20 protein-coding genes and 1 other RNA gene are annotated in these 19,402 nt (G+C 51.7%); 20 read left to right on the top strand and 1 reads right to left on the bottom strand.

Annotated features, from left to right (window positions below; all coding sequences use genetic code 11):
* The first annotated feature begins 14 nt into the window (after nucleotides 1-14).
* From cdd to rnpB, 12 genes are all read left to right on the top strand, one after another.
* Entirely contained in the window at nucleotides 15-431 is a 417-nt protein-coding gene (gene cdd, locus FPZ49_RS12940) for a cytidine deaminase (RefSeq protein WP_144847276.1), read from the top strand.
* Nucleotides 431-1,354 carry a GTPase Era gene (era, locus tag FPZ49_RS12935; RefSeq protein ID WP_144847274.1) on the top strand — a complete coding sequence of 308 codons (924 nt, stop codon included), beginning with the start codon at nucleotides 431-433 and terminating at the stop codon, nucleotides 1,352-1,354. Before cdd ends, era begins: the two co-directional genes overlap by 1 nt.
* Nucleotides 1,355-1,492: 138 nt before the next feature.
* Nucleotides 1,493-1,633: a YqzL family protein gene (locus FPZ49_RS12930; protein ID WP_144847271.1), complete on the top strand. Its 141-nt coding sequence runs from the start codon at nucleotides 1,493-1,495 to the stop codon at nucleotides 1,631-1,633.
* 40 nt (nucleotides 1,634-1,673) lie between these two features.
* Nucleotides 1,674-2,420 (top strand): DNA repair protein RecO, encoded by a 747-nt coding sequence (gene recO / locus FPZ49_RS12925; RefSeq protein WP_144847269.1) that lies wholly within the window; start codon nucleotides 1,674-1,676, stop codon nucleotides 2,418-2,420.
* Between the two features lie 336 nt (nucleotides 2,421-2,756).
* Nucleotides 2,757-3,569: a pyruvate, water dikinase regulatory protein gene (locus FPZ49_RS12920; protein ID WP_144847267.1), complete on the top strand. Its 813-nt coding sequence runs from the start codon at nucleotides 2,757-2,759 to the stop codon at nucleotides 3,567-3,569.
* Nucleotides 3,570-3,676: 107 nt separating this feature from the next.
* Nucleotides 3,677-4,135 (top strand): YaiI/YqxD family protein, encoded by a 459-nt coding sequence (locus FPZ49_RS12915; RefSeq protein ID WP_144847265.1) that lies wholly within the window; start codon nucleotides 3,677-3,679, stop codon nucleotides 4,133-4,135.
* Nucleotides 4,136-4,178: 43 nt separating this feature from the next.
* Entirely contained in the window at nucleotides 4,179-6,026 is a 1,848-nt protein-coding gene (dnaG, locus tag FPZ49_RS12910) for a DNA primase (protein ID WP_144847263.1), read from the top strand.
* A gap of 43 nt (nucleotides 6,027-6,069) precedes the next feature.
* Nucleotides 6,070-7,191, top strand: coding sequence for an RNA polymerase sigma factor RpoD (rpoD, locus tag FPZ49_RS12905; RefSeq protein WP_144847261.1), 1,122 nt, complete (start codon nucleotides 6,070-6,072; stop codon nucleotides 7,189-7,191).
* Nucleotides 7,192-7,341: 150 nt separating this feature from the next.
* On the top strand, nucleotides 7,342-8,178 hold the full coding sequence (locus FPZ49_RS12900) for a hypothetical protein (protein WP_144847259.1): 837 nt from the start codon (nucleotides 7,342-7,344) through the stop codon (nucleotides 8,176-8,178).
* On the top strand, nucleotides 8,179-8,940 hold the full coding sequence (locus FPZ49_RS12895; RefSeq protein WP_144847257.1) for a tRNA (adenine(22)-N(1))-methyltransferase: 762 nt from the start codon (nucleotides 8,179-8,181) through the stop codon (nucleotides 8,938-8,940).
* A complete protein-coding gene (locus FPZ49_RS12890; RefSeq protein WP_144847255.1) occupies nucleotides 8,916-10,031 on the top strand; it encodes a Nif3-like dinuclear metal center hexameric protein in 1,116 nt (371 codons plus the stop codon). Before FPZ49_RS12895 ends, FPZ49_RS12890 begins: the two co-directional genes overlap by 25 nt.
* A gap of 60 nt (nucleotides 10,032-10,091) precedes the next feature.
* Nucleotides 10,092-10,507, top strand: an RNA gene (gene rnpB, locus FPZ49_RS12885) — RNase P RNA component class A.
* A gap of 127 nt (nucleotides 10,508-10,634) precedes the next feature.
* Here rnpB and FPZ49_RS12880 read toward each other — a convergent pair.
* Nucleotides 10,635-12,539, bottom strand: a complete 1,905-nt coding sequence (locus tag FPZ49_RS12880; RefSeq protein WP_144847253.1) for a S8 family peptidase — start codon at nucleotides 12,537-12,539, stop codon at nucleotides 10,635-10,637.
* A gap of 229 nt (nucleotides 12,540-12,768) precedes the next feature.
* On the opposite strand from FPZ49_RS12880, the gene FPZ49_RS12875 reads away from it, so the two are divergent.
* From FPZ49_RS12875 to FPZ49_RS12840, 8 genes are all read left to right on the top strand, one after another.
* The gene (locus FPZ49_RS12875) at nucleotides 12,769-13,269 is read left to right on the top strand and encodes a YpuI family protein (protein WP_144847250.1); all 501 of its coding nucleotides are present in this window, start codon (nucleotides 12,769-12,771) and stop codon (nucleotides 13,267-13,269) included.
* Between the two features lie 74 nt (nucleotides 13,270-13,343).
* The gene (locus FPZ49_RS12870; RefSeq protein ID WP_144847248.1) at nucleotides 13,344-14,483 is read left to right on the top strand and encodes a glycoside hydrolase family 15 protein; all 1,140 of its coding nucleotides are present in this window, start codon (nucleotides 13,344-13,346) and stop codon (nucleotides 14,481-14,483) included.
* Between the two features lie 55 nt (nucleotides 14,484-14,538).
* The gene (locus FPZ49_RS12865) at nucleotides 14,539-14,748 is read left to right on the top strand and encodes a DUF1540 domain-containing protein (protein ID WP_144847246.1); all 210 of its coding nucleotides are present in this window, start codon (nucleotides 14,539-14,541) and stop codon (nucleotides 14,746-14,748) included.
* 32 nt (nucleotides 14,749-14,780) lie between these two features.
* Nucleotides 14,781-15,194, top strand: a complete 414-nt coding sequence (locus FPZ49_RS12860; protein WP_144847244.1) for a hypothetical protein — start codon at nucleotides 14,781-14,783, stop codon at nucleotides 15,192-15,194.
* A 124-nt stretch (nucleotides 15,195-15,318) separates the two neighbouring features.
* Nucleotides 15,319-16,044 (top strand): lytic transglycosylase domain-containing protein, encoded by a 726-nt coding sequence (locus FPZ49_RS12855; protein ID WP_144847241.1) that lies wholly within the window; start codon nucleotides 15,319-15,321, stop codon nucleotides 16,042-16,044.
* A 93-nt stretch (nucleotides 16,045-16,137) separates the two neighbouring features.
* The gene (locus FPZ49_RS12850; protein ID WP_144847239.1) at nucleotides 16,138-17,313 is read left to right on the top strand and encodes a cysteine desulfurase family protein; all 1,176 of its coding nucleotides are present in this window, start codon (nucleotides 16,138-16,140) and stop codon (nucleotides 17,311-17,313) included.
* On the top strand, nucleotides 17,310-18,518 hold the full coding sequence (thiI, locus tag FPZ49_RS12845; protein WP_144847237.1) for a tRNA uracil 4-sulfurtransferase ThiI: 1,209 nt from the start codon (nucleotides 17,310-17,312) through the stop codon (nucleotides 18,516-18,518). Before FPZ49_RS12850 ends, thiI begins: the two co-directional genes overlap by 4 nt.
* Before the next feature lie 36 nt (nucleotides 18,519-18,554).
* Nucleotides 18,555-19,217, top strand: a complete 663-nt coding sequence (locus FPZ49_RS12840) for a TerC family protein (RefSeq protein ID WP_144847235.1) — start codon at nucleotides 18,555-18,557, stop codon at nucleotides 19,215-19,217.
* Nucleotides 19,218-19,402 lie beyond the last annotated feature (185 nt).

The raw sequence follows: 19,402 nt of genomic DNA, 5'->3' as shown, positions 1-19,402 counted from the left end.
AAGGGGTGCCTCGGTTGAACAAAGATGAACTGGTCGCCAAAGCGCGGGAAGCGCGAGAACGTGCTTACACGCCGTATTCCAAGTTCAAAGTAGGCTGCGCGCTGCTGGATTCCAAAGGCAACGTCCACCTGGGCTGCAACGTGGAGAATGCGGCTTACAGTCCAACCAACTGTGCGGAGCGGACGGCGTTATTCCGGGCGATTGCCGACGGCGAGGCGGCCCGTTCGTTTCAAGCGCTCGCGGTCATCGCGGATACGGCGCAGCCGGTCAGTCCTTGCGGCGTTTGCCGCCAAGTGCTGGTGGAGCTGTGCACTCCGGATATGCCGGTATATTTAGCCAATATGCGCGGAGAGGTGAGCGAGACAACCGTTTCGGCTTTACTCCCAGGCGCATTTACATCGAATGATTTGGAAGAAGGGCAGGCAAATTAATGTCTTCAAAACAACAAGCCAGCGGCGGAAAGAAAGCCTTTAAATCCGGATTTGTGGCCATCATCGGCCGTCCGAACGTAGGTAAATCCACGCTGATGAATCAAGTCATCGGGCAAAAGATCGCGATCATGTCCGATAAGCCGCAAACCACTCGGAATAAAATCCATGGTGTGTATACAACCGCTGATTCTCAAATTGTGTTCCTTGATACCCCGGGTATCCATAAGCCACAGTCCAAGCTGGGTGATTATATGATGAAAGCCGCGGAGGGAGCGCTCTCGGAAGTCGATGCGATTCTTTTTCTGGTCGACGTGGTTGAGGGCATCGGCGGCGGTGACCGCTATATCATTGAGAACCTCAAGAAGGTAAACACACCGGTCATTCTCGTCATGAACAAAATCGACCAAGTGCATCCGGAGGCGCTTTTGCCCGTCATTGTGGCGTACAAAGATTTGTATCCGTTCGCTGAGATCGTTCCAATTTCCGCCATGCACGGCAATAACGTGAATACGCTGCTCGAGCAGATCGCCAAGTACTTGCCGGAGGGGCCGCAATATTACCCGGCTGACCAGGTGACTGACCATCCGGAGCAGTTTGTTTGCGCCGAAATGATCCGGGAGAAAATTTTGCACCAGACGCGCGAAGAAATTCCTCATTCCATCGCGGTAGCCATCGAGGATATGAAGGTGCAGGAAAACGGTGTAGTACATATTTCTGCGGTGATCTATGTGGAGCGGGATTCCCAGAAAGGCATCATCATCGGGAAAAAGGGCGCGCTGCTGAAAGAGGTCGGACGCTTGGCCCGCAAAGATATCGAAGCGCTGCTAGGCTCCAAAACGTTCCTGGAGCTGTGGGTCAAGGTAAAGAAGGACTGGCGCAACCAAGAGCGCGTGCTCAAGGATCTCGGTTTCCGCCACGAGTAACAATGCCAGTATTTGTGAAGCATACTTCTGATCGAATCGTACCATCCTAATCCTAGAAACAGGTAATAGTCATGTCACCAACGCTGCGCTTCTTCACGATAATGTCGCGGATAGATGCAGCAATAGGGAGGATGTACCATGAGAGATTTTTCGTGGAAGTATTTTTCGATGACTGGAGATGTGGATGCTTACCTGCTTTATAAAGAAGTTGTGAACCGGGATCGTAGCGATGAATCGGACGAGGAAGAAGAGCCGGGGGCGGCGGAATCGGCGGAGTAACGCTTTATGCCCCATGGCCTCGAATTAGGGAGAGCTGAGTGTGCAGTACAGAGTGCAGGGGATCGTTATTCGGAGCATGGATTATGGGGAAGGCAACAAAATTATTAGCCTTTTCACGCGGGAATATGGAAAAATGAGCGTCGTCGCCCGCGGCGCCAAAAAAGTGAAAAGCCGGTACGGGTCCTCTGCGCAGCTATTTACTTTCGGCGACTATTTATTTTATAAAAACGGGCAGCTCGGAACGCTGAATCATGCGGAAATCATTGAGCCTTATCATAAAATCAGAGAGGATCTGCATCGGGCCGCCCACGCCTCCTATTTGGCCGAAATGACAGAACGAATGATGGGGGACCAAGAGGGGCAGCCTTTTTTGTTTGATCAGCTGAAAGCTAGCATGACGGCCATTCAAGAGGATAAGGATTACGAGATTATTGATCATTTCTATGAAATGAAAATGCTCACGTACGCTGGGTATACACCGGAGCTGGATCAATGTATGGTGTGCCGGGAAAGCTCAGAAGCGGTTGCCTTGAGTATCGGACTGGGCGGCATCCTGTGTGAAAAATGCATTTTGCGCGATCCGCAGGCGATTCGGATCTCTTCCGGCGTGTTTAAGCTGCTAAGGGTGTTTGTACAAACGGATGTTAGGCGGCTCGGCCAGATTGATGTTAAACCACAGACGAAGGCGCTGCTGAAGCACATTATGAGGTCCTATTTCGATACGCATGTAGGGCTGCGGCTGAAATCGCGTGACTTTTTAGATCAAATGGATAAATATGGTGTTTAATGGATAGAAAATTGACATGTTTTGGGCTTAATGATATTATAATATGATACATCCCTGAGGATACTTCTCGTTACTAGGTCTGGATCAGGCTATAGCGGCGGGATTTTTTGTTTGTGTAGGGAGAGATGAGCGGAAGGTTTTTAGAACGTGCGAAATAGCGTGGTCGCTCAGAGCCAACTGCCTGCGGCGCTGTTTTAAATCGTGTTCTACTTACTGAAACCTTTTCCGTCATCTTTTCGTAGATTTGGTAGGTGGAAAACCTGTGACCTTTAAGTGCTGGTCACAGCATAGTATTACATAGCGAGCGTTCACGAGAACTTGAGAAGGTGGGGGCGCATGGAACAGCAGAAAAAACCGGTTATTTTCGTAGCGTCGGACTCGGCAGGGGAGACAGGGGAAGCGGTGGTACGCGCGGCGGCGGTACAGTTTTATCCGCAGCAGGTTGAGATCCGCCGGGTTCCATTTCTACAGGATGTATCCGACGTCGACCGTTTGATTCAGAATGTGCTGGATCGCAACGGGATGATCTTGTTTACACTGGTGATTCCGAAGCTGCGTGATTATTTGATTGAGCAAGCCGGCAAGCATCGGATCAAATATATCGATTTGCTGGGCCCAATCATAGAGACGCTTGAACGTACGCTGCATCAAGAGGCTAGACATCAGCCGGGTATGATTCATAAGCTCGACGAGGACTACTTCAAGAAGGTCGAGGCCGTGGAGTTTGCGGTGAAATATGATGACGGCCGAGATTTTACCGGCATTCTGCAGGCGGACATTGTCTTGGTCGGCGTTTCCCGTACGTCCAAAACCCCTCTTTCCATGTATCTGGCACATAAAAAGTTCAAAGTCGCTAACGTCCCGTTAGTTCCTGAGATCGCGCCGCCGGAGCAGCTGTTTACGGTTTCCAAGAATAAAGTCATCGGCCTGCGCATTGATCCCGAGAAGCTGAATATGATTCGGACTGAACGGCTTAAAACGCTGGGGCTTCCCTCCAATGCAGCTTATGCCAATTTTGAACGGATTCATACCGAGCTCGATTATGCAGACTCCATTATGAAGCGGATCGGCTGTGACATTATCGATGTCTCGAATAAAGCAGTGGAGGAAACGGCCAGCGTAATCATCGAGATGTTGCGTACGAGGTAAGCAGGATTTTTTGTAATTCCATCGTATATAATATTACGGTAGCACGTTAGATGCGCAGACACTTGGATACGGAAGTCCATGCGCTGCAATAGATACGGTGGTAGAACATGACGCTAAAAATTGTGGTGGATGCCGATGCATGCCCGGTGAAGCAAGAAATTATTCGAACGGCAGCGGACTTCAAAGTTCGGGTGCTCATGGTCGCCTCCTATGATCACCGGCTTCAGCCTGCAGAGGGCGTGGACATTGTTCAGGTGGATCGTTCAGATCAGTCGGTTGATTTATACATCGCGAACCACATTCAAGCCGGCGATTTGCTGGTTACGCAGGATTTCGGACTGGCTGCGCTCGCTCTTGGCAAGAAGGCGCTGGCCATTGGGAATCGTGGGCAAATGTACAATGACCGAACGATTGATTTCTTGCTCGAACGTAGGCACGATCAGGCTAAGCAACGGCGCGGAGGCAAGCATTCCAAGGGCCCGCGGGCTTTTACGGAAGAGGATCGGCAGTTTTTTCTACATTCTTTGACAAAAGTTTTGACTCGCTTGCAGGAGAATTCCACCTAATAGCGAATATTATTACGTGTTAATTTGAATGAAGGTGGATAGGATGAGTAACGGACGCATTCCCGAACAAGTGATCGACGCAGTCCTGAAAGCTCACGACATTGTAGAAGTGGTCGGCAGACACGTTCATTTGACGAAGCAGGGACACTATCTTAAAGGCCTCTGTCCGTTTCATTCGGAGAAAACACCATCGTTCACAGTGACGCCGGAGAAACAAATTTATCACTGCTTCGGGTGCGGAGCAGGGGGAAATGCGATCCGGTTCGTTTCGGAGGTCGAGGGCTTGTCTTTCGGTCAAGCGCTTCGAAAGCTGGCTTCGGAGGCCAACCTGGATGTAGGGCTTCAATCGCCGCAGAACGGACCTGCTGAAACGAAGGATCATGCGGAACGCAACCGGCTGATCGAGGCATATGAGCTTGCCGGGAAGCTGTACAGATACATTTTGCTCAGCACAAAGGAAGGGAAGCCAGCGCTCGAATATTTGCGTTCGCGCGGCCTAACCGACAAGCTGATTGAACTGTATGGCATTGGGTACGCGCCTGCAGGTTGGGACACGTTGGCTAAGCTGCTGGAGAAACGGGAGTTTGCTTTACCTTTAATGGAACAGGGAGGGCTTATTTCCTCCAGGCAAGATGGTACTGGGTATTTCGATAAGTTCCGCGATCGCATCATCTTTCCGATCTCCGATTGGAAGGGCAACATTATTGCTTTTGCCGGACGCGCGATGGGCGAAGCCCAGCCGAAATATTTGAACAGTCCGGAGTCCATGCTATTTCATAAAAGCCGGACGCTCTACAATCTGCATCATGCCAGACCGCACATTCGCAAGTCACAGGAGCTGGTCCTGTTCGAAGGCTACATGGATGTCATTAAATCATGGGAGGCCGGCGTTACGAACGGCGTCGCGACCATGGGAACGGCTCTGACACAGGAGCATGCGGAAGCCATTCGGCGCTTAGCCGAGCGGGTCATCGTGGCGTATGACGGCGACAATGCCGGACAGACGGCTGCTTACAAGAGCATCCCCATCCTGGAGAATGCGGGCTGTCAAGTACGGATTGCCCTGCTGCCAAGCGGGAATGACCCGGATGAGTATATTACAAAATATGGTTCTGAACGATTCGTACGGGAGGTCATCGGAACCGCCGTACCATCGATCAAATACAAGCTTTTGCATTTCCGCAAAAACTTCAAACTGCAGGAGGATGGAGAAAAGCTCCGCTATATTGGGCAAGCCTTGAAGCTCTTAGCAGGACTTTCCTCGCCCATTGAACGAGAGCATTACGTTAGAGAGCTTTCCTCCGAGTTTCATTATTCCTACGAGGCTTTGCAGCAAAACCTGAATGAAATCAGGCTCCAGTCGGAAAAAAACGAAAGATTTGGGGATAATAAAGACAAACCGTGGAATAATGTTATGAATGACGGGAAGCCCCGTGAACACCGTGAAAAGACCCCTGCGATCTACCCGGCTTATCAATTTGCCGAGCGGCAGTTGATCTCCGTTATGATGTCGGACCGGGACGTATCGGGCTATGTTCAACGGCAGCTCGGTGAACAGTTCAATGTGGAAGCTCATGCGGCGCTTGCCGCATACTTGTATGCTTACTACGCTCAAGGCCATGAGCCGAGCGCCAGCACGTTTATAGGTATGCTGCAGGATGATAAGTTGGAGAGTTTGGCAAGCTCGCTGACTTTAATAGACAATCGCAATGGGATCAATGACGCTGTCATTGACGATTACATCCGCGAGATCAAGAAGTACCCGCTGCTGCAGATATTAGAGAGTAAGCGGGAAGAAATCAAGAAAGCAGAACGAGTAGGGGATATTTCCAAGGCCCTGCAGCTAGGCAGTGAGATTATAACCCTAGAAAAGCAGTTAAAATCATCCTGATGGCACTAGCGGGATGAATTCTAGGGAGGAGGGAGCCCGTATTATGGCGAACGATCAACGTACGGAAATAGAGACAGAGCTTACGTTGGAGCAAGTGAAGGATCAACTGATTGAACAAGGTAAGAAACGGTCCTCTTTGACCTACAAAGATATCATGGAGAAGCTGGCCCCATTTGACCAGGATCCGGAGCAAATTGATGAATTTTTCGAACAGCTTCAGGAGATGGGGATTGATGTAGGCAACGAATCCGACGAAGACCATGATATGAACCCAATGGGAGAGAACGATCAAGACGAGTTTCATTTCGATGATGATTTGTCGCTTCCCCCAGGGATCAAGATCAATGATCCAGTTCGGATGTATTTGAAAGAAATCGGCCGGGTTCCGCTGCTTTCTGCAGAGGATGAAGTGGATTTGGCTAAGCGGATCGAGCTTGGCGACGAAGAGGCGAAGCGCCGTCTGGCAGAAGCCAACCTCCGTCTCGTAGTTAGTATTGCTAAGCGCTATGTCGGACGCGGCATGCTGTTCTTGGACTTGATCCAGGAAGGCAATATGGGCTTGATCAAAGCGGTAGAGAAATTCGACCATACCAAGGGCTATAAATTCAGTACGTATGCAACCTGGTGGATTCGTCAGGCCATTACTAGAGCGATTGCGGATCAAGCAAGAACGATCCGGATTCCTGTACATATGGTCGAAACCATCAATAAGCTGATTCGGGTATCGCGGCAGCTGCTGCAAGAGCTCGGACGCGAACCGATGCCGGAAGAAATCGCCAAAGAGATGGATTTAAGCACGGATAAAGTACGTGAGATCATGAAGATTGCCCAGGAGCCGGTTTCGCTCGAAACACCAATCGGGGAAGAAGATGACTCTCACTTAGGGGATTTTATCGAGGATCAAGAAGCGCTGGCGCCTGCGGATGCAGCAGCTTATGAGCTCTTGAAGGAGCAGTTGGAAGATGTGCTCGATACGCTGACGGAACGGGAAGAGAATGTCCTTCGTCTTCGCTTTGGTCTGGATGACGGACGGACTCGGACGCTTGAGGAAGTGGGCAAAGTCTTTGGCGTAACCCGTGAGCGGATTCGTCAGATCGAAGCCAAGGCGCTGCGGAAGCTTCGTCACCCTAGCCGAAGCAAGCGGCTGAAAGATTTTCTGGAGTAGTTGTGCTTATACGTTATGCTGCTGCCAGACTCATGTTGGAGCCTACAGACCTTTCTGCGATTTCGCGGTAAGGTCTAATTTTTTGTGCGCCCTTAGCCGATAAGTAAATTTATAGAAGAAATGCTGCTGCGGGCCGGGGGTAACCTATCCATGGATGACAAGAAAAAGATCATCGTTCGTGAAATCGAACATTGGCGCAGAAGTAAGCTGCTGCCCGAGCAATACTGCGACTTTCTGTTGAACATTTATCTCGAAGATGGAGCCGAGAAACCGGAACCGGCGAACGGGGTATTCGGTCTGACACCTTCCAAAATAAGAAACAGTAATTGGAAAATATGGGTGCTGATCTTTGGTGTTGCAGGCGCTCTAACCTTAACTGCTCTTAATTTTAACGCTTTTGAATTACCAATGCAAATCGGGGTCTCTCTTGCGATTTTGGCCAGTTTGTATGGCTGGGGTGGATCGAAGCGGGAGAAAGAGCCGATGGCTGCACAAATTTTGATTGGGATGGCGTCATTGTTTTTACTCTTTATTGGAGTTTATATGCTTCGAATTCACGCGGTGAATGCTCCGATGCCAGTGGTCGGCTATGTCGCGGCCGTCAGTGTGGTTTGGATTATAACCGGGCTGCTCAGTCGATTGATTCTGTTCCAATTTTGCGGCTGGGTTAGCTTGGTCTTTTGTTATGGCTGGCTGCTGCACCATCAGCTCGATTCGATCAACTGGATTACGCTGGAGCTCAGCTGGGTGCCGCTGGCCGTGTTGTTTTGCTGGATGGCCTGGATGATTCATGAGAAGAGCCGTTCGACCGGATTGGTCTTTTTTATGGTCAGTCTGATCGTTTGGTATATGCCGGAATTGTATGGTATGCTTTACGCGGAGCAGTATGGGGAGTTAACGGTGCAGTGGCTGCTTCTGGGCAAAATGGTGCTGGAAGCCGTGCTATTATTCTCGCTGCGAAAAAAATGGACAGAGTGGGTTGCTTAAATGTTGCGTTTGTCAAAACGGTTGGAAATGATTGCGAAGGAAGTGCCGGCAGGCAGCCGGCTTGCAGATATCGGCTCGGATCATGCACTGCTGCCGTCGTTTTTGGCGGAGCGGGGGACGATTGTGTCCGGTGTGGCCGGGGAAGTGAATCAGGGCCCGTTCGAGGCGGCGTTCAAACAAGTGCGTGCTTCGGGGCTGCAGGCGATCATTGAAGTTAGGAAAGGCGACGGCTTGGAAGTGATCTCGGCAGAAGAAGTGGATGTGATCACGATTGCCGGTATGGGTGGGACACTCATCGCATCGATTCTGGAAGCAGGCAAAGAGAAGCTGGCAGGCGTTCAAAGGCTTGTTTTACAGCCCAACGTCGGGGAGTCAGGGGTTCGCCGATGGTTAATCGATAACGGGTGGCAGTTGATCCGGGAGCTTATTTTAGAAGAAGACGATAAAATATATGAAATTCTGGTTGCCGTTCCTAAAACAAGCACAGAGCTTACGAACGAGCAATTGTACATGCCGATGGAGCTTGCGGAAGGCATTGTAGCCGATCAGGAGCTGCTGCTTCAAATGGGACCTTTCCTGACCCAAGAAGCTTCCCCCGTATGGGTAAAGAAATGGCGTCATGAGCTCGATAAGCTGGAGAAAATCTGTTCCAGAATGGCGCAATCGGAGCTGGAGGCATCGCGGCTGAAGGAAGCGGAATTCCGCCAGGAAATGAAGCGAATTGAGGAGGTGCTGGCATGTACGCAAAAGGCCAAGCCGTAATCGGGCTTATGGAGGAGCTGGCGCCGAAGTCTTACGCGGTGCAGGACGATAAGATTGGGCTGCAGCTTGGCACTTTGTCGAAGGAAATCCGCAAAGTGCTCGTTGCCCTCGATGTAACCGATGAAGTGGTCGACGAAGCGATTCGTGAGCAGGCGGATCTGATCATCGCCCATCACGCGATTATTTACCGTCCGCTGCCGCACATTCAGACGGATACGCCCGCAGGCAGGCTGTACGAGAAGCTGATCAAGCATGATATTGCGGTGTACATCTCCCATACCAATTTGGATGTAGCGGATGGCGGAATTAACGATATGATGGCGGAGGCGATCGGGCTTACCGATACAGAGCCGCTCGACGAAGTACATACGGATAAGCTGAAAAAGCTGATTGTATACGCCCCGAAGGAGCATGCGGATAAAATACGCCAGGTGATGTTTGACGCGGGGGCTGGATGGATCGGCGACTACAGCCATTGCAGCTTTAATATTGAGGGAACAGGCACGTATTTGCCGAGAGAAGGCACGCATCCTTACAAGGGCGAGCAAGGAAAGCTTCAGAAGGCGGATGAAGTCCGCATCGAGACGATCGTCCCGCAAAGCGTGGAGCGCAAGGTTGTGCAGGCGATGCTGAAGGTGCACCCTTATGAAGAAGTCGCCTATGACTTGTTTGTGCTGGATTTGAAAACCCGCACCTTTGGATTAGGGCGTGCAGGTAAGCTGGACACGCCGGTTACTTTGCAGGAGCTGTGCGAAAAAGTAAAGCAAGCTTTTGATGTTCCTACGCTGAGGGTCGTTGGGGATCCGAACCGGATGATCCGGAAGGCTGCGGTGCTTGGCGGCTCTGGCAGCCGTTATGTGAGACATGCTCAGTTCCGCGGAGCCGAAGTTCTGGTGACGGGTGATATCGACTATCATACGGCTCATGACGCTTTGGCGGCAGGGATTGCGCTCATCGATCCGGGACATAACGTTGAGAAGATTATGAAGCAAGGCGTAGCGGATTATTTGGAGCAGAAGCTTGCCGAGCGCAAATGGACGACAGCCGTCGTCGCTTCTCAGGTGAATACGGAGCCGTTTCGATTTGTCTAAATGAGGCAGTTGTATTTTTGCGTAATTCCTTGTATACTAGCAAAGCATTCATTGCAAAAGAAAGTTTGACAGACAATCGCTGGTGGCTTCGGCCACGAGAGGAAAGTCCGGGCTCCATAGGGCAGGATGCTGGATAACGTCCAGTCAGCGCGAGCTGAAGGCTAGTGCCACAGAAATGGACCGCCGATGGCCAGCTGCAAAGCTGGCACAGGTAAGGGTGGAACCGTGGTGTAAGAGACCACGAGGAGCTATGGTGACATAGGTCCTGGTAAACCCCATTTGGAGCAAGACCTAGAGGAACGCACGTCTCTTCCCTTGCGGGAGAGTCAGTCTTTGCCCGAGACGCGTTCGGGTTGGTCGCTTGAGCCAATCAGCAATGGTTGGCCTAGATAGATGATTGTCGCTTCGATGGTGGCAGGGTGGCCCCCGTTATGACCACCGGAAGTACAGAACCCGGCTTACGGCAAACTTTCTTTCCGCCATGTTGCAATTTAGACTCGTGAAACGAGAGTATAAATTGTCAACGATGTTGCAGTTAAACGAATGCATGCTACAACCATGTGAAAAACCGCCTCGAGAGGCGGTTTTTTGCTGTATCTATAGTTACTTCGAGCGCGTAAAGAGCTGATCCCAGAACCGCTGCCAATCGGTCCAATCATTGAGAGTCTGATTTCCGCCCACCGCTTCATTCGTCGCAGGAGCAGGGGTTGGTGTCGGTGCTTGAGTGGTGCCGGATTGGGCAGCCTTGAGCGCAGCGACGACATCGATCAGCCCGTAGCCAAAATATTTATCTCGGCCTTTTGGTCCCAGATCCATGGCTGTGTCACGCATGATTTGCATGACTTCCGTGTTTTTCAGGTTGGGATTCGCGGATCGGATCAAAGCCGCCAAAGCCGTCACATGTGGGCTGGCCATGGAAGTGCCGGACAGAGCCGCGTATTGATTACTTGGGTAGGTGCTGGCAATGTTCACACCAGGAGCCGCTACATCGATATAGTCACCGTAGTTGGAGAAGCTAGCCTTCGCGTTGTTCGCGTCCGTAGCAGCCACGGCGAAGACCTCTGGATAAGCAGCAGGGTACCCTGGGCGTTCCGTATTATCGTTCCCGCTGGCCGCAATCAGCACGACGTCATGGTCATAAGCATACTTGATGGCATCGTGCAAAAACTGCGCATCCGCATAGTTTCCAAGGCTCATGTTAATGACCTTGGCGCCGTGATCGGTGGCCCAGATCACGCCCTGTGCTACCGCGTAGGTGCTGCCTGCACCGCTAGAGTCCAGCACCTTGACGGGCATGACCCGGTTATACCAGCTCATTCCGGCAACGCCTAGGTTATTGTTGACCAGCGCCCCAATGACTCCGGCCACATGAGTGCCATGTCCCACGTCATCCTGCGGAGGAGAGTCCGGACTTACGACATTGTAGCCGCTGATGAGTTGATTTTTCAGATCGGAATGATTAAGGTCTACACCCGTATCCACAACCCCTACAATGACGTCCTTAGAGCCCTTGCTCACATTCCAGCCGGCCTCCGTCTCAATCAGAGGCAAGTTCCATTGGTATTTCCGATACAAGGCATCGTTAGGCGTAATCACACTGCTGGCATCCGGCGGTGTTGTAGGTGCTGCGTCGTTGGTCATATACAAAAAATGTGGCTCGGCATAAGCGATGTTCCATTTTTTAAAATAAGCCATGAGCTGTTTCGCTTCCATGCCGCTGGATTCGAACACATAAGTGTACCCGACCTTCTGTACATGCGCGCCGCCGATTTCCTGTTGAATTTGTGCCAGCTGGGCTGCTGTAGGCTCTTGATTGAACTTCACCACCACTTGATTCATATGGTAGTGGCTGGTTCCCTCGTTGCCTTCCGGGTGATTGACATGAACGTCTTGCAGGGTGTCGGAATCGACAGACTTGATTTTATACTTGCCTTCGCTAGGGTAGGTAACGATACGCAAGTTTTTAAGCTGATGATCTGCCACCTGCTGCAAAATTTGCTGCCTTACGGCACCGACGATCCCGGTTTTCCCGGCTTCAGCAGGCACCCCGATAATGAAATAGGTCCCGCCATCCGCTTGAAACGGCTGGGATTGATACACTTGTCCGCTGTCCGCCTGCCGCTTGGCCTCTGCCAGAGCCGATGGAGCGGCTTGTTTGATTTCATTCTTCAGCGTACCGACGGATACGCCTTGCTCCAAGCTTTGGCCGTTTTGCGTCCACACGAGCCATTCCATGTGCGGATGCTCGGACTGCACCGTTTGAAGCGTCTGCTTTACTTGATCTGCTGGAGCGACCGCAAGCTCCTTGGCAACTCGATGCAGCTCATAGCTGCACTGGGAGCGGCAAAGCTCATCGGTTCGTGCCACATCCTGATTAAGCATCGCCTGCTTCATCTGCAGCTCGGCTGCAGGGCTGATCGATTCGGGCCGTGGACCTCCTCCGCCGCGAGGGAAGAGCAGGGCCGTGCCCAGCAGTAACAATACAAAAGAGCAAACATATTTCCACATGACGGCTGCCTCCTAATTGTGCTGCTGACTTAGGAATAGAGTGCCTCGAAATCAGCTTTTCTCAACGCGGTGGGAACATTTACACCATTTAGATTCCTCTGTCAACGGGATTCTGTGGGATAGGCTTTTTAGATATTACTTTTATGTGTGTTTTGTGGTAGGATTGAGGGTAAGAAGTCGTTTTACCATTCCATAGTTATGTTTCTTAAGTTTAAGGGGGTATATCGTTATGGCAGTATTTAATGTAAAAAATCTGTGTGAAACGACAAGAGCTAAGCTGAGCGAAGCGATCGCCAAAATGGAAGCTTTCCTGAATGGGCATGCTTTACAGCAGTTGAATACAGAAAATGACGAAGCCATGGAAGAGTTCTATAAAGGATATCTGGCGGATACCAGACATTTGCTGGTATTCAGCGAAGTGGCATATGAGAAGCTGGGTGTGGCGCTGCGCCGACCGAACTTCAATGTGGAATATGCTGAGAAGGTGCTTTACGATGTGTATCACACCAGCGTGAACAACTTCTTCTATCCGAAGAATGAATGCTATTCGGAAGACGGCCGATATGCTTATACCGGTCAGGACGCCATTCGCTTCCGCAAGAAGCCGACCCGGGACGTGCGTGACTTGACGATCGAGCTCTCCAAAATTTACGAGACGCTCCGCGAGGATTTATCTTATTACGAGACGGATTACATTACCCAAAAGCGACTGCAAGGCGAAAAGGTTTAATCTAGCTTTGCTTCAAATACAAGAAAGAGGTGCTGCGATAGGCATCTCTTTTTGTTTAGGGAGGAAATCGGCGGATGTACGATAAACGCAGGCTGAGCATCGAGGACCTGGTGCAGGCGAGCAAGCAGATCATTGCATGGAATCAGCATCCCAGCGGCGGCTATGTAGCATGTCCGCTGTTCACGCATTATGGCTTCAGCTGGCTGCGGGACGGGAGCTTTATCGCTTATGGCATGGATTGTGTCGGGGAGACAAGCAGCAGCGGGCGGTTTTATGAATGGTGCCGCACGATTCTGGAGCGGAAAGCCGACCATATTACCTGGCTGATCGATCGGCAGAAGCGGGGCGAGCAGATCGGCCGGCATGAGTTTTTACATACGCGGTACCATCTGGATGGGCGGGATGATCTGCATTCGGAGTGGGGAAATTTTCAGCTGGACGGCTACGGCGCTTGGCTATGGGGTCTTGCGGAGCATTTGGAGCGAACCGGGCATACGAAGCTGCCGGAGATCTATCGGAAGAGCGTCGATGTGACAGTGGATTACCTGTGCACCTTTTGGCAGCTGCCGAATTTTGATTGCTGGGAAGAGCATCCGGAGCACGTTCATCCCTCGACATTGGCTTGTATTTACGGTGGTCTAAGCCGTATTGCGTTGCTGGATGACAATGCCGAATTGGCAAATGTTTGCGAGGAAATACACAGCTTTCTCATGGAGCATGCCATTCACCCGGATGGGCACATCGTGAAATACATCACCCCGGTTTATGAAGAAACTGGAGTGCGATACGATATCGGGCATTCCGGAGTGGATGCCAGCTTATTTTGGCTGTGTGAGCCCTTCCGTGTGTTCCCAGTAGAGCATCCGGCAATGAAGCAGACTTTGGCAAAAATTAACCGCGATTTGCGCACCTCACATGGAGGCATACGCCGCTATGAGGAAGATACGTACTATGGGGGCGGGGAATGGCCGATTTTAACGGCATGGTCCGGCTGGGTCCAATCGGAAGCAGGCAACCACGAGGAGGCGCAGCGTGCCTTGGCATGGATTTACTCGAAAGCGGATGCACTAGGCAGGCTGCCGGAGCAGGTACCGGATGCGATTGCCTCCCGGGACATTTATGAGGATTGGGTGCAGCGCTGGGGAACGCCGGCTATGCCTTTGCTTTGGTCGCACGCGATGTTCCTGGTGCTATATAACAGGCTGATTGGGTAGCTTAAATCGAATAGCTCCTATTTGAACCGGGCAAGCTGAGGTAGGGGTGATCACGATGCCAGACGTCAAATGCAGTGTTGCCAACTGTGAATATTGGTCGCAGGGAAATAACTGCAGCGCGAAATCGATTCAAATCGATATCGATCAGCATGCCAATGCAGGCTACGATACGGAATTCGCGGCGGAGTTCGAAGAGCACCAAGACAAAGCAGCCAGCGTAAGAAATACCTGTTGTCACACCTTTGAGGCTAAGAAATCGAAGTGATTCGGACTTTCGAGAGAAGGTGACCGTCAGTCATGGATGATTTTCGCAGGACTGAACCACAGCAGCACGAAGAAGCGCTTGAGATTTACAAGCGGGATCAGCTTAAGACGGAATCCGGCGCCATTGCAGATGAGGAGTACGCGGCTGAGATTACACCCGTACCCTTTGTAGGCTCCCCGGTTCAACCGGCTGCATGGAACGATCCGGACTCTGTTGCTAGCACCAATCCGGTGGTTCGATCTCAATCCTATCGCTGGCTTGGCATTACCGCACTGCTGTTGTCCGTACTCTCGCTGTTTGTGTATCCCGCGTTGTTCGGGACGGTTTCGACCGTGCTGGGTTTCTTCGCTTTTCTTCTGGGCGTGCGGGGACTTGGCGCTTGGGCGGTCGTTGTGGGGCTCATTTCCTTAGCGGGCTATTTTATTTTAGTTCCGTTGTATGCTTGAAGCAGCTGCAAGGGCAGGCCGTTATGGCCTGCTTTTTTTATGCGATTTCGGTGATTTAGGCTGGATGACAAGCTTGAAACAGTGTACAATAGGCTTGTACCTACATAAAAGGAGTTCACCTAAGATGGGAATCGATCCAAGAACGATCAAAGAGATGCTGCAGCTGCAAATCTTAAGTAAATCCAGCCTGCTTTCGTCGGGGAATTCGGTTAGCTCCGATTCCGGTGAAGAGGATAATGATTTCTCTTCGTTGTTGTCCAGCTTGCTGTCCCAACAGCAGGAGCAATTGCCGACAACCTCAGCTGCCTTAGGAAAACTTTCAAGCTTATCGACTGGCGGCCCGCCGGCCTCCGGAATAACGAATCGCGCACTGAGCGGTCCGGCCACAGCTTCGCTCAATCGCTATATGCAGGAACAGCTTGCCGCGAGCAAGCCAACGGAATTTGAATCGATGATTCAGAACGCCAGCCGCAAATTCGGGGTCGACTCCAGCCTGGTGAAAGCCGTGATCGATGCGGAATCTTCTTTCAACCCAAGAGCTGAATCCCGTGCCGGAGCTAAAGGGCTGATGCAGCTGATGGATACAACAGGGCAAGGACTCGGTGTAACCGATCCATTCAATCCAGCGCAAAACATCGAGGGAGGAACACGGCACTTATCCGACCTCCTGGTGAAATATAACGGGAATCACGCTACAGCGCTTGCGGCCTATAATGCAGGTGCCGGGCGGGTGGACAGGCTGGGCATCACCAATGACAGTGATCTCTCAGCTAAGCTTCATTTGCTGCCTGCGGAGACGCAGCAGTATGTCCGTAAAGTGATGCAGCTGAAGCAACATTACGAGGCGTAGTTTCGGACGCAAGACCAATCTTAAGCCTTTCGAGCGAAGGGCTTAAGCGTTGGTCTTGTTTTTCGTCGTTTAACAGAACAGGAGGGGAATCAATTGCTTTATTTGGATTATGCGGCGACGACGCCGATGTATGACGAAGTAATCGATACGATGACGGAAGTGATGAGGTCGTATTTCGGCAATCCATCCTCCATACATAAGCTGGGTGTCGAAGCAGAATTGCTCGTTCGCCGGGCACGCGAAACAATCGCAGCGAGTCTGGGCTGTACGCCTGGGGAAGTCCGGTTTACTTCGGGAGGAACGGAAAGCAACAATCTGGCGATTCGCGGCGCAGCGTACCGGTACCGTTCGAGAGGCAATCGGCTGATTACAACGGCGGTCGAGCATGCTTCGGTTTATGAAACCTTTCGTCAGCTGGAGCAGGAAGGCTTTCAAGTGACTTATTTGCCGGTGGACAGCACAGGGGTGGTGGAGCTGGACGCGCTGAAGCAAGCGCTGACCGAGGATACGACGGTAGTCAGTATCATGTTCGTCAACAATGAAATGGGCCGCATCCAGCCGATAGCCGAGATTGGACGCCTGCTGCGCAGTCGGCCGAAGACGCTGTTTCATGTCGACGCCGTGCAAGCGATCGGCAAGCTGCCGGTCGTTCCTGAGCAGCTTGGCGTGGATCTGATGACGGGAGCGGCACACAAGCTGCGCGGTCCGAAAGGCATCGGCTTTCTCTATTGCCGCCGCGGAGTCGAGCTGGAGCCGCTGATGCTCGGAGGCGGTCAAGAGGATGGGCTTCGCTCCGGCACGGAAAATGTCCCATCCATCGTGGGCATGGCTAAGGCGGTCCGGATGGCGGTGGAGCAGCAGCCGAAATTTGCAGAGCATACAGCAGCCATTCGCCGAAAGCTGGTCAATTGTATTGCCCAGATCCCCGAGCTGGTGCTGAACGGCTCTACGAATGCTGAGGATATGGCCCCGCAGATCGTTCATTTTTCGTTCCCGGGTATGAAGTCCGAGGTTCTCGTACATGCTTTAGAACAGCACGGCATCTATGTTTCGACGCGTTCCGCCTGCTCCTCGGGGGCAGAAAAGCCAAGCCGGGTGCTGGAAGCCATGGGCTGCCGGAGAGAGGTGGCCACGAGCGGCATCCGACTCAGCTATTCGCTGCAGCATTCACCGGAGGACATCGACCGTTTTTGCAGGGTGCTTCAGGAGGTTGTAACGAATTTGCTGCCAAGCGCAGCGCGACGTGAGAAGGACGGAGGAAAGCTATGAAACCCGAGCAAGTCGTTCTCCGGCTAGGAGAGCTGACATTAAAGGGGCGCAACCGGCATCGATTTGAAAAAATGGTGCTGGAGCAGGTACGGAAAGTGCTGCGGCCTTACCCCGTTATTAAATATACGAAAGAGTTCGGACGGATCACGCTTCGATTAAATGGAACAGATTATGAAACGATTGTCCCGCTGCTGCGTAAAGTATTCGGTATTACGTCGTTCAGCCCTGTATACACTGCAGAGCTTGAGCTGGGACAGATGAAGCAAATGGCTTTACAGGTGATGCATTCCATAGAGCAGCCGCCGGTAACGTTTAAAGTGAATGTGCGGCGTGCGAACAAGAGCTTCCCGATGGATTCCCAGGAGCTGAACCGGGAGATCGGCGGGCATGTGCTGCGGGCGTTTCCTGCGCTCAAGGTAGATGTGAAGCGTCCGGAAGTAGAGCTGAGAGTTGAACTGCGCGAGCAGGAGGCGCTGATTTATTGTGCTGTGGAGCGAGGAGCGGGCGGTTTTCCGATTGGGTCCAACGGCAAAGCGATGCTCATGCTCTCCGGCGGGATTGACAGCCCGATAGCCGGTTATTTGGCTATGCGTCAAGGCTTGCGAATTGAAGCCGTGCATTTCCACAGCTACCCGTTCACAAGCGAAAGATCGCAGCAGAAGGTGAAAGACCTGGCGGCGAAGCTGAGCGGCTATTCAGGGTCAATCAGGCTGCATATGGTGCCGTTTACCGACGTCCAAACGCGAATTCATCAGGCCTATAATAAAAATTTGCTGATCACGCTGCTTCGCCGGGCGATGATGCGAATTGCTCAAAAGCTGGCGGAAAGCCATGAAGCAGGAGCCCTCGTAACCGGCGAAAGTCTCGGGCAGGTAGCCAGCCAAACGCTGGCCAGCATGAATGCTATCGGGAGCGTTGTCCATCTGCCGCTGATCCGGCCGCTGATTTGCATGGAAAAGCAGGAGATCATCGACATCGCCCAATCCATCGATACGTTCGAATTGTCCATTTTGCCGTACGAGGATTGCTGTACCTTGTTCTTACCGCCCAGCCCCAGCACCAATCCGAATATGAAGGTGATCGAGAGCATCGAATCGGGCATGCCTTGGCTTGAAGAAGCGCTGAACGACGCGGTTCTCCGTACCGAATCGGTATGGATCGACACCAAGCAGGAAGCGAACGATCCGTTTTCCTCATTTTTCTAATTTATAGGGCTAACATTTTAGGAGGGTTTTTGTACCATGTGGGATTGGTTCGTTTTATTTTTGCAAATCATGCTGATCAATATCGTTTTGAGCGGGGATAACGCCGTAGTTATTGCGCTGGCAAGCCGTAACCTGCCTACCGCCCAGCGCAAGCAAGCGATCTGGTGGGGTGCCTTCGGTGCCATCGGGCTGCGCGTCGTGCTGACGATTATTGCGGTCTTTATTTTGGACATCCCGTACATTCAGACCATAGGTTCGTTATTGCTGCTGTGGATTGCGATCAAGCTGCTGATCGATGATGAGGATCATTCGAATGTAAAAGAAGCATCGACGCTCGGTAAAGCAATCTGGACGATCATCGTGGCCGACTTCGTCATGAGTTTGGACAACGTACTGGCGATTGCAGCGAAAGCCCAAGGCGAGATCGGGGTCATCATTCTGGGGATCGGTCTCAGCGTGCCCATTATTATCTGGGGAAGCAATCTCGTAGTTAATTTGCTCAAAAAGTTCCCGATTCTCATCTACATCGGAGCTGGGATTCTGGGTTATACTTCAGGTGAGATGTTCATTGCGGACGAAAAGGTCTCGCATATGCTGCTGGATGGCATCTCCCATTTTGTAGTGCCGGTATTGACGACGGTCATTGTTATCGGTTCTGGCCTGGTAAAAAAGTTTGTGCTGAGCCCGAAGCACTCCTAAATCGTAATTTTGTAAATTCGTGATCAAATTGCGAATATTTTCGGCGGGTTCTGTAAACACTATGTTAAAATGTTGTCAGTTTCTTGCGTTTTCAGGCGATTGACCGTATAATGAACTTTGAATTGAAGCGTCGGCGCTTACGTCCGGCGCTTCTTTTATGAACGGCTTTCGCTGCCAAGGCTACG

Source organism: Paenibacillus cremeus, from assembly GCF_007786445.1.
Lineage (GTDB): Bacteria > Bacillota > Bacilli > Paenibacillales > NBRC-103111 > Paenibacillus_G > Paenibacillus_G cremeus.
This window is presented reverse-complemented; position numbering and strand designations above follow the sequence as displayed.

What these genes read in the sequence shown, in the direction of transcription:
- era (WP_144847274.1), top strand. Translation starts at nt 431, where the DNA reads ATGTCTTCAAAACAACAAGCCAGCGGCGGAAAGAAAGCCTTTAAATCC.
- FPZ49_RS12930 (WP_144847271.1), top strand. Translation starts at nt 1,493, where the DNA reads ATGAGAGATTTTTCGTGGAAGTATTTTTCGATGACTGGAGATGTGGAT.
- FPZ49_RS12920 (WP_144847267.1), top strand. Translation starts at nt 2,757, where the DNA reads ATGGAACAGCAGAAAAAACCGGTTATTTTCGTAGCGTCGGACTCGGCA.
- FPZ49_RS12915 (WP_144847265.1), top strand. Translation starts at nt 3,677, where the DNA reads ATGACGCTAAAAATTGTGGTGGATGCCGATGCATGCCCGGTGAAGCAA.
- dnaG (WP_144847263.1), top strand. Translation starts at nt 4,179, where the DNA reads ATGAGTAACGGACGCATTCCCGAACAAGTGATCGACGCAGTCCTGAAA.
- rpoD (WP_144847261.1), top strand. Translation starts at nt 6,070, where the DNA reads ATGGCGAACGATCAACGTACGGAAATAGAGACAGAGCTTACGTTGGAG.
- FPZ49_RS12900 (WP_144847259.1), top strand. Translation starts at nt 7,342, where the DNA reads ATGGATGACAAGAAAAAGATCATCGTTCGTGAAATCGAACATTGGCGC.
- FPZ49_RS12895 (WP_144847257.1), top strand. Translation starts at nt 8,179, where the DNA reads ATGTTGCGTTTGTCAAAACGGTTGGAAATGATTGCGAAGGAAGTGCCG.
- FPZ49_RS12890 (WP_144847255.1), top strand. Translation starts at nt 8,916, where the DNA reads ATGTACGCAAAAGGCCAAGCCGTAATCGGGCTTATGGAGGAGCTGGCG.
- FPZ49_RS12880 (WP_144847253.1), bottom strand. Translation starts at nt 12,539, where the DNA reads ATGTGGAAATATGTTTGCTCTTTTGTATTGTTACTGCTGGGCACGGCC.
- FPZ49_RS12875 (WP_144847250.1), top strand. Translation starts at nt 12,769, where the DNA reads ATGGCAGTATTTAATGTAAAAAATCTGTGTGAAACGACAAGAGCTAAG.
- FPZ49_RS12870 (WP_144847248.1), top strand. Translation starts at nt 13,344, where the DNA reads ATGTACGATAAACGCAGGCTGAGCATCGAGGACCTGGTGCAGGCGAGC.
- FPZ49_RS12865 (WP_144847246.1), top strand. Translation starts at nt 14,539, where the DNA reads ATGCCAGACGTCAAATGCAGTGTTGCCAACTGTGAATATTGGTCGCAG.
- FPZ49_RS12860 (WP_144847244.1), top strand. Translation starts at nt 14,781, where the DNA reads ATGGATGATTTTCGCAGGACTGAACCACAGCAGCACGAAGAAGCGCTT.
- FPZ49_RS12855 (WP_144847241.1), top strand. Translation starts at nt 15,319, where the DNA reads ATGGGAATCGATCCAAGAACGATCAAAGAGATGCTGCAGCTGCAAATC.
- thiI (WP_144847237.1), top strand. Translation starts at nt 17,310, where the DNA reads ATGAAACCCGAGCAAGTCGTTCTCCGGCTAGGAGAGCTGACATTAAAG.
- FPZ49_RS12840 (WP_144847235.1), top strand. Translation starts at nt 18,555, where the DNA reads ATGTGGGATTGGTTCGTTTTATTTTTGCAAATCATGCTGATCAATATC.